1 protein-coding gene is annotated in these 9,685 nt (G+C 73.8%); it reads right to left on the reverse strand.

Annotation, left to right across the window (positions count from 1 at the left end; translation table 11 throughout):
• Window positions 1-3: 3 nt before the first annotated feature.
• On the reverse strand, window positions 4-9,609 hold the full coding sequence (locus tag EES41_RS04325) for a type I polyketide synthase (protein WP_123075808.1): 9,606 nt from the start codon (window positions 9,607-9,609) through the stop codon (window positions 4-6).
• Between the last annotated feature and the right edge of the window lie 76 nt (window positions 9,610-9,685).

The raw sequence follows: 9,685 nt of genomic DNA on the forward strand, positions 1-9,685 counted from the left end.
GTGCTAGATGCCGAGCTCGTTCTCGATGAAGTCGAAGAGCTCGTCTGCCGTGGCTTCCTGGAGCTTCTCGGCCACGGCCCCCCCACTCGAATGGGCTTGCGGTTCACCCCACTTCGCCAGGAGTGCCTGCAGGCGCGAGGCGATGTCGGAACGTGTCTCGCCGTCCGGGTCGATGACGGACAGCGCGGACTCAAGCTTTTCGAGTTCCGCGATCCCCGGCGCCGCCGCGGCGCTGCCGTCCTGGACGATCTCGCCGCGCAGGAAGTCGGCGAGGACCGCCGGGGTCGGGTGGTCGAAGACCAGGGTCGCCGGGAGTTTCAGCCCGGTGGCGGCGTTCAGGCGGTTGCGGAGCTCCAGCGCGATCAGGGAGTCGAAACCGAGCTCCTTGAACGCGCGGCCCGCGCCCACCTCGTCGGTGGTGGGGTGCCCGAGGGCCGTCGCCGCGTGCGAGCGGACCAGTTCCAGTACGGCCAGGGCCTGTTCGGCCTGCGGCATCACGGACAGGCGTCGGCGCAGCGCCTCGGCCGGGGAGCCCTCCCCGGCCGCGCCGCCCGCGTCACCGGCGGCCGCCGCGGCCCGTACGAGCGCGCGCACCTCGGGCAGGTCGACGAGGAACGGGCTGGGCCGTACGGCGGTGTAGCCCGGCGTGAACCGCTCCCACTGGATGTCGGCGACGGCGACGGCCGGTTCGGCGTGGTCGAGGGCCTGCTGGAGCGCCCGGATCGCGGCGCGCGGCGCCATGGCGGGCACACCGCCCCGGTCGAGCCGCTCCCCGATGGCGCCGCCCGCGGCCAGCCCGCTGTCACCCCAGCGGCCCCAGGCCACCGAGGTGGCGGGCAGGCCGTCGGCGTGCCGCTGCTCGGCGAGGGCGTCGAGGTAGGAGTTGGCGGCCGCGTAGTTGCCCTGCCCGGCGTCACCGAGGGTGCCGGCGACCCCGGAGAAGAGCACGAAAGCGGACAGGTCCAGGTCGCGGGTCAGCTCGTGCAGGGTCAGCGCCGCGTCCGCCTTGGGGGCGAGCACGGTCGCGAACCGCTCGGGGGTCAGCCCGTCGATGACCCCGTCGTCGAGGACACCGGCGGTGTGCACGACGGCGGTCAGCGGCTGGTCGGCGGGGACCGTCGCGAGAAGCGCCGCGACGGCGTCACGGTCGGCCATGTCGCAGGCGGCGAGGGTGACCCGGGCACCGAGCGCGCTCAGTTCCTCGCGCAGTCCGGCCGCGCCGGGCGCCTCGGCTCCCCGGCGGCTGGTCAGGATCAGGTGCTCGGCGCCGTTCCCGGCGAGCCAGCGGGCCACGTGCGCGCCGAGCGCTCCCGTACCGCCGGTGACCAGCGTCGTACCGCGCGGACGCCAGCCGGGCGGGGTCGGCGCGTCGGCGAGCGGGGCGTGGGCCAGCCGCCGGCCGAAGAGCCCGGAGGCGCGGAGCGCCACCTGGTCCTCGGAGCCGTCACCGGCCAGGATCCCCGCGAGCCGTTCGAGGGTCCGGTCGTCGGCCTGCGCGGGCAGGTCGAGCAGGCCGCCCCAGCGGTCGGGGAATTCGAGCGCGACGGTGCGGCCGAAGCCCCACAGGAGTGCCTGCGCCGGATCCTGGAGCCGCTCGGAGCGGGCCACGGAGACGGCGCCGCGGGTGACGCACCACAGCGGCGCGGACACGTCGGCGTCCCCGAGGGCCTGGACGAGCGCGGCGGTGCCGAGGAGCCCGGAGTGCGCGCGCAGCGCGGCCCTGTCGTCGCCGAGGGCGAGCAGGGACAGCACCCCGGCGGGGGCCGTCGCGGCGGTGGCGGTCTTCAGGGCGGCGGTGAGCGCCTCCCGGCCGGCCGCGTCGGCGGCCACGGTGACGGTACGGACCTCCGCGCCCCGGTCGGCGAGCGTACGAAGGACAGCGGCGGCCGCGTCACCGGCCGGTCCTGAGACCGCCTCGGGTACGACGGCCAGCCAGGTGCCGGAGAGCCTGGTGGTGGCGGCTTCGGCCAGGGGCTTCCACACGACCCGGTAGCGCCAGCCGTCGACGGTGGACTGCTCGCGGCTCTGCCGACGCCAGGAGGACAGCGCGGGGAGCAGGGCGGTCAGGGGCTGGTCGCCCTCGATCCGCAGTTCGGCGGTGAGCGCGGCGAGGTCCTCGCGTTCGACGGCGTCCCAGAACCGGGCGTCGATCGCGCTCTCCACGGGCAGTTCACCCGCTTCGACCGGCGCGGCCTCCGGCCAGAACCGCTGCGACTGGAAGGCGTAGGTGGGCAGGTCGACGCGCTGGGCGCCGGTACCGGCGAACACGGCGTCCCAGTCCACGGCCACACCACGGACGTAAGCCTCGCCGAGCGAGAGCCAGAACCGCTCCAGACCACCTTCGTTACGCCGCAGGGAACCGAGTACGGCGGCCTCACGGCCGGCGTCCTCGACGGTCTCCTGCATGCCCACGGTCAGCACCGGGTGCGGACTGGACTCGATGAACACCCCGAAACCCTGCTCAAGCAGCGTCCGGGTCGCCTGCTCCAGCTCCACCGTCTGACGCAAGTTGCGGAACCAGTAACCGGCGTCCAGCTCCGGACCCTTCACCCACTCCCCCGTCACCGTCGACAGGAAGGGAACCTCCGCCGCCTGCGGAACGATCGGGGCGAGAAGGGTGTCGAGCTCCTCGCGGAGCAGTTCCACCTGGGCGGAGTGCGAGGCGTAGTCCACCGCGATCCGCTTGGCACGGACCCCGTCCTTCTCACACGCGGCAAGCAGCTCGTCCAGAGCCTGGACCTCGCCGGACACCACCACGGAGGAGGGGCCGTTGACGGCGGCCACGGAGATCCGCTGCTCGCCCCACGCAGAGATCCGCTCCCGGACCTCAGCCGCGGGCAGGGGCACGGACACCATGCCGCCCAGACCCGCCAGCACCCGGCCGATGGCCTGGCTCCGCAACGCCACCACACGAGCAGCGTCATCCAGCGACAGGATCCTGGCCACGCACGCGGCCGCGATCTCACCCTGCGAATGCCCGATCACCGCACCCGGACGCACACCCGCCGCACGCCACACCTCGGCGAGCGACACCATCACCGCGAACAGCGCGGGCTGGACGACATCCACCCGGTCGAGCGAGGGCGCGCCATCGACGCCCCGGAGCACATCCACCAACGACCAGTCGGTGAAGGGCTCCAGCGCCTTCGCACACTCATCCACCCGGGCAGCAAACACGGGTGAAGCGTCCATCAGCGCCTGTGCCATGCCCACCCATTGCGACCCCTGTCCGGGGAACACGAACGCGGTCTTGCCCCCGATGACCGACCCCTGGACGAGCAGGGGTGCCGTGCCTCCGGCGGCCAGGGCGGCCAGGCCCGCGAGGTGCTCCCGCTGGTCCCGGCCGATCAGTACCGCGCGCCGGTCGTGGGCCGTGCGCGTGCTGGCCAGGGAGTGGCCGATGTCGACCCGTCGCAGGTCAGGACGGGTGGCGAGGTGGTCCAGCAGGCGGTCGGCCTGGCCCCTCAGCGCCTTCTCGGTCTTGGCCGTCAGCGCCCAGGGCAGGGGGGTCCGCGGGTCGGAACCGGTGTCGTGCGGGGTGGTCGTGGTCAGTAGGGGGTGGGGGGTCGGCGGCGCAGGGGTCCCCTGCTCGTCGGACCCCTGTTCCACCGGGGCCTGCTCGATGATGGCATGGGCGTTGGTCCCGCTGAACCCGAACGACGACACTCCCGCCCGCCAGGGGCGGTCACCGGTCTCGGGCCAGGCCCGCCGCTCGGTCAGCAGGGCGACCTCGCCCGCGCTCCAGTCGACGTGCGGGGTGGGCTCGTCGATGTGCAGGCTCTGCGGCAGCACCCCGTGCTGCATGGCCAGCACCATCTTCATCACACCGGCGACACCCGCCGCGGCCTGTGCGTGGCCGATGTTGGATTTGACCGAGCCGAGGAGCAGGGGCCGGCCCTCGGGCCGGTCCTGGCCGTACGTCGCCAGCAGTGCCTGCGCCTCGATGGGGTCGCCCAGCGAGGTGCCCGTGCCGTGCGCCTCCACCACGTCCACTTCGGCCGTGGTCAGCCGGGCGTTGGCCAGGGCCTGCCGGATGACGCGCTGCTGAGAGGGCCCGTTGGGGGCCGTCAGGCCGTTGCTCGCACCGTCCTGGTTGATCGCCGTACCCCGGACCACGGCGAGGACCGGGTGCCCGTTGCGCCGCGCGTCGGACAGCCGCTCCACGAGCAGCATGCCGACGCCCTCGGCGGGGCTGAAGCCGTCCGCGTCGGCGGAGAACGCCTTGCAGCGGCCGTCGGTGGACAGTCCGCGCTGGCGGCTGAACTCGATGAAGGTGCCGGGGGTGGACATGACGGTGACCCCGCCGGCCAGGGCCATGGTGCATTCCCCGCTCCGCAGTGCCTGCACCGCGAGGTGGAGGGCGACGAGCGAGGCCGAGCAGGCGGTGTCGACGGTGACGGCGGGGCCTTCGAGGCCGAAGGTGTAGGAGAGGCGCCCGGAGACGACGCTGCCGGCGCTGCCGGTGGCCAGGTGCCCTTCGAGGCCGTCGGCGGCGCCCCGTACGAGGTGGGAGTAGTCGGAGCCGTTGGTCCCGACGAAGACGCCGGACTGGCTGCCGCGCAGGGTCTCCGGGTCGATCCCGGCGCGCTCGAAGGCCTCCCACGTGGTCTCCAGCAGCAGGCGCTGCTGCGGGTCCATGGCGAGGGCCTCGCGCGGCGAGATCCCGAAGAACGCCGGGTCGAAGGCGGCCGCGTCGGAGAGGAAGCCGCCCTCACGGGTGTACGAGGTGCCCTGCGCGTCGGGGTCGGGGTCGTACAGCGCCTCGACGTCCCAGCCTCGGTCGGCGGGGAACTGCGAGAGGGCGTCCCCGCCGGAGACGAGCAGCTGCCAGAGCTCCTCGGGGCTGCGGACGCCGCCGGGGAAGCGGCAGCTCATCGCGACGACGGCGATCGGTTCGACGTCCGATCCGGCGGCGGCCGTCGGTACGGGTGCCGCGGCGCTCTGCCCGGAGAACTCGGCCCGCAGGTGGCGGGCGAGGACGGTGGGCGTCGGGTAGTCGAAGACGAGGGTGGGCGGCAGCTTGAGGCCGGCGGCGGCGCCCAGGCGGTTGCGCAGTTCGACGGAGGTGAGGGAGTCGAAGCCCAGCTCCTTGAACGCCCGGCCGGCGTCGACGGCGTCGGGCCCGGCGTAGCCGAGGACGGCGGCGACGGCCGTACGGACCAGTTCCAGCAGCAGCCGTTCCTGCTCGGCCTCGGGCTGCCCGGCGAGCCGCTGGGCGAGCACGGCGGCGCTGCCGCTGTCCTCCGCCGCGTCGGTCCGGGTGGCCTCCATGGCCTGTCGTGCCTCGGGCAGGTCGTGCAGCAGCGGGCGGGCGCGGCCGGAGGTGAAGGCCAGGACGAAGCGCTTCCACTCCATGTCCGCGACGGTCAGGGTGGTCTCGTCGCGGTCCAGGGCGTGCTGGAGTGCGCTGACGGCCCGCTCGGGGGCCATCTCGATGACGCCGTGGCGGCGCATCCGGTCACCGACGGCGCCTTCGGCCATGCCTCCGTCGCCCCAGGGGCCCCAGGCGAGGGAGGTGGCGGGCAGCCCCGCGGCGCGCCGGTACTCGGCGAAGGCGTCGAGGAAGGCGTTGCCGGGCGCGTAGTTGCCCTGGCCGGGGGCGCCGAAGGTGGCGGCGAAGGAGGAGAAGAGGACGAACGCGGACAGGTCGAGGTCGCGCGTCAGCTCGTGCAGGTGCAGGGTCGCGTCGACCTTGACCCGCAGCACCCGCTCTACCTGCTCGGGTGTCAGCGCTTCGATGACCCCGTCGTCCAGGACGGCCGCCGTGTGCACGACGGCGGTCAGCGGCTGGTCGGCGGGGACGGAGGCCAGGAGCGCGGCGAGGGCCTCGCGGTCGCTGACGTCGCAGGCGGCGAGGGTGACCCGGGCGCCGAGCGCGGTCAGTTCCTCGCGCAGTCCGGCCGCGCCGGGCGCCTCGGCTCCGCGACGGCTGGTCAGGATCAGGTGCTCGGCGCCGTTCCCGGCGAGCCAGCGGGCCACGTGCGCGCCGAGCGCTCCCGTACCGCCGGTGACCAGCGTCGTACCGCGCGGACGCCACTCCCGGACCGTCGGGGACTCGGCCAGGCGGGCGCGCACGAGACGGCGTACGAACAGCCCCGATGACCGCACGGCGACCTGGTCCTCGGCGGCGTCCCCGGCGAGTACCCCGACGAGCCGTCGGAGCGTCCGGGCGTCGGCCTGCGCGGGCAGGTCGACCAGACCGCCCCAGCGCTCGCCGTGCTCCAGTGCGGTGACACGGCCGAGCCCCCAGACGGGGGCCTGCGCGGGATCGGCCCGCTGCTCGGAACGGCCGACGGACACCGCGCCACGGGTGACGCACCAGAGCGGGGCGGCGACATCGGCGTCACCGAGCGCCTGGACGAGCGCGAGGGTGGCGCTCACACCGGCGGGCGCGGCCGAGCCGATCGGCTCCGCTTCGACCGCCACGGGGGTCAGGAGGGACAGCACGCCCGCTACCTCGGGCCCGTCGGCGAGCGCCTCACGGATCCGCTCGACCAGCCGGGCCCGCGCGTCGTGGGTGCGCGGGACCGTGATCTGCCGTACGTCGGCGCCGTGTTCGGCCAGCGCACCCGCCACGGCGTCGGCCGCTCCACCGCTCTCGGGAACCGCGACGAGCCAAGCGCCGTTGAGACGGGTGGCGGCGGGCTCGGGGGCCGGCTTCCAGGTGATCCGGTAGCGCCAGCCGTCGACGGTGGAGCGCTCCTTGCCCTGGCGGCGCCAGGAGGACAGGGCGGGCAGGAGCGCGGTGAGCGCCTCGTCCCCGTCGATGTCCAGCTCGGCGATGAGGGCGGCCACGTCCTGACGCTCGACGGCCTCCCAGAAGCGGGCGTCGGTGGCGTCGGCCGGGTAGGCGGCGGTGCCGGGGTCCTCGGCGGTACCGCTTTCGAGCCAGAAGTGCTCCTGCTGGAAGGCGTAGGTGGGCAGGTCCACGCGCTGGGCACCGGTACCGGCGAACACGGCGTCCCAGTCCACGGCCACACCACGGACGTAGGCCTCGCCGAGCGAGAGCCAGAACCGCTCCAGGCCACCTTCGTTGCGCCGCAGGGAGCCCAGGATCGCGGCCTCGCGGCCCGCGTCCTCGACGGTCTCCTGCATGCCCACGGTCAGCACCGGGTGCGGGCTGGACTCGATGAACACCCCGAAACCCTGCTCAAGGAGGGTGCGGGTGGCCTGCTCCAGCTCCACGGTCCGGCGCAGGTTCCGGAACCAGTAACCGGCGTCCAGCTCGGTGCCGTTGACCCACTCACCGGTGACGGTGGACAGGAAGGGAACCTCGGCGGGCTGCGGAACGATCGGGGCGAGAAGGGTGTCGAGCTCCTCGCGGAGCAGTTCCACCTGGGCGGAGTGCGAGGCGTAGTCCACGGCGATCCGCTTGGCACGGACCCCGTCCGCCTCACAGGAAGCGAGGAGCTCCTCCAGAGCCTGCACCTCACCCGAAACCACCACGGAGGAAGGGCCGTTGACGGCGGCGACGGAGATCCGCTCCTCACCCCACGCAGAGATCCGCTCCCGGATCTCAGCAGCGGGCAGGGGCACGGACACCATGCCGCCCAGACCCGCGAGCACCCGGCCGATGGCCTGGCTTCGCAGAGCCACCACACGGGCCGCGTCGTCCAGGGACAGGATCCCGGCCACGCAAGCGGCCGCGATCTCGCCTTGCGAATGCCCGATCACCGCACCCGGACGGACACCCGCCGCACGCCACACCTCCGCGAGCGACACCATCACCGCGAACAGCGCCGGCTGCACCACATCCACCCGGTCGAGCGAGGGCGCGCCATCGACGCCCCGGAGCACATCCGCCAACGACCAGTCGGTGAAGGGCTCCAACGCCTTCGCACACTCATCCACCCGCGCGGCGAACACCGGCGAGGACTCCAGCAGCTCCGCCGCCATGCCCACCCACTGCGAACCCTGCCCCGGGAACACGAACGCCGTCTTGCCGCCGACGGCAGACCCGGTGACCACACCGGCGGTCAGCGCACCCGATGCCACCGCGGCCACACCGGCCGCGTGATCACCGAAGACGACCGCCCGGTGGTCCAGCCCCGCGCGCGTCGACGCCAACGACCAGCCCACGTCCAGCGGATCAACGTCCGGCGTGCCCGCCAGCCAGCCCGACAGCCGCTCCGCCTGCCCCCGCAACGCCCCCGCACTCTTGCCCGACAGCACCCACGGCACCACCGGCATCCCAGAACCGGCCTCCGGCTCAGCCGCCTCCGCCTCCGGAGCCTGCTCCACGATCACGTGCGCGTTCGTCCCGCTGAAACCGAACGACGACACACCCGCACGGCGCGGGGCGCCGGTCTGCGGCCAGGGCACGGTCTCGCCGATCAGGGAGACGGCACCCGCCTCCCAGTCGACGTGCGGGGTCGGCTCGTCGAGGTGGAGGGTCTTCGGTACGACGCCGTGGCGCATCGCCTCGACCATCTTGATGATGCTGGCGACACCGGCGGCGGCCTGGGTGTGACCGATGTTCGACTTGATCGAGCCGAGCAGCAGCGGCCGGTCCGCCGACCGGTCCTGGCCGTAGGTGGCCAGCAGCGCCTGCGCCTCGATCGGGTCGCCCAGGGTCGTACCGGTGCCGTGAGCCTCGACGACGTCCACCTCGGCCGTCGTCAGACGGGCGTTGGTGAGCGCCTGGTGGATGACGCGCTGCTGCGAGGGGCCGTTGGGCGCGGTCAGGCCGTTGCTCGCGCCGTCCTGGTTGATCGCGGAACCGCGGATCACGGCGAGGACCGGGTGTCCGTTGCGCTGGGCGTCCGACAGCCGCTCCACGAGCAGCATGCCGACGCCTTCGCCCCAGCCGGTGCCGTCGGCGGCGGCCGCGAAGGGCTTGCAGCGGCCGTCGGCGGCCAGCCCGCGCTGGCGGCTGAACTCGGTGAAGGTGGCCGGGGTGGCCATCACGGTGACACCGCCGGCGAGGGCCATGGTGCACTCCCCCGCCCGCAGGGCCTGTACGGCCAGGTGGAGGGTGACGAGGGAGGAGGAGCAGGCCGTGTCGACGGTGACGGCGGGGCCTTCGAGGCCGAAGGTGTACGCCACGCGGCCGGAGGCGATGCTGCCGGAGCTGCCGGTGCCGAGGAAGCCCTCGACGCCTTCGGGTACGGAGTCCAGGCGGGCGGTGTAGTCGTGGTACATCACGCCGGCGAAGACGGCCGTCCGGCTGCCGCGCAGGGAGGTCGGGTCGATGCCGGCCCGCTCGAAGGCCTCCCAGGAGGTCTCCAGGAGGAGCCGCTGGTGCGGGTCCATGGCGAGGGCCTCGCGCGGGGAGATCCCGAAGGGGGCGGGGTCGAAGCGGGCGGCGTCGTAGAGGAAGCCGCCCTCGCTGACGTAGCTGGATCCGGCGCTGTCGGGGTCGGCGTCGTAGAGCGACTCCACGTCCCAGCCGCGGTCGACCGGGAATCCGGCGATCGCGTCGGTGCCGTCGGCGACGAGCCGCCACAGGTCCTCGGGGGTGCGGACGCCGCCCGGGTAGCGGCAGCTCATCGCGACGATCGCGATGGGTTCCTGGTTCTGCTCCTCGACCTCGCGCAACCGCCTGCGGGCCTGGCGCAGATCGGCGGTTGCCCGCTTGAGGTAGTCGCGAAGCTTGTCTTCGTTCACCATGTGCGTGGCTCCATGCCAGAGAGGCGGTCGTACGGGTCTGTCCGTGGTGGTGGTTCGGGGTGCCGGGCGGGGCCTG

The organism is Streptomyces sp. ADI95-16 (assembly GCF_003721495.1).
GTDB classification, from domain to species: Bacteria; Actinomycetota; Actinomycetes; order Streptomycetales; family Streptomycetaceae; genus Streptomyces; species Streptomyces goshikiensis.

Coding starts and splice junctions, on each gene's coding strand:
- EES41_RS04325 (WP_123075808.1), bottom strand. CDS start 9,609: ATGGTGAACGAAGACAAGCTTCGCGACTACCTCAAGCGGGCAACCGCC.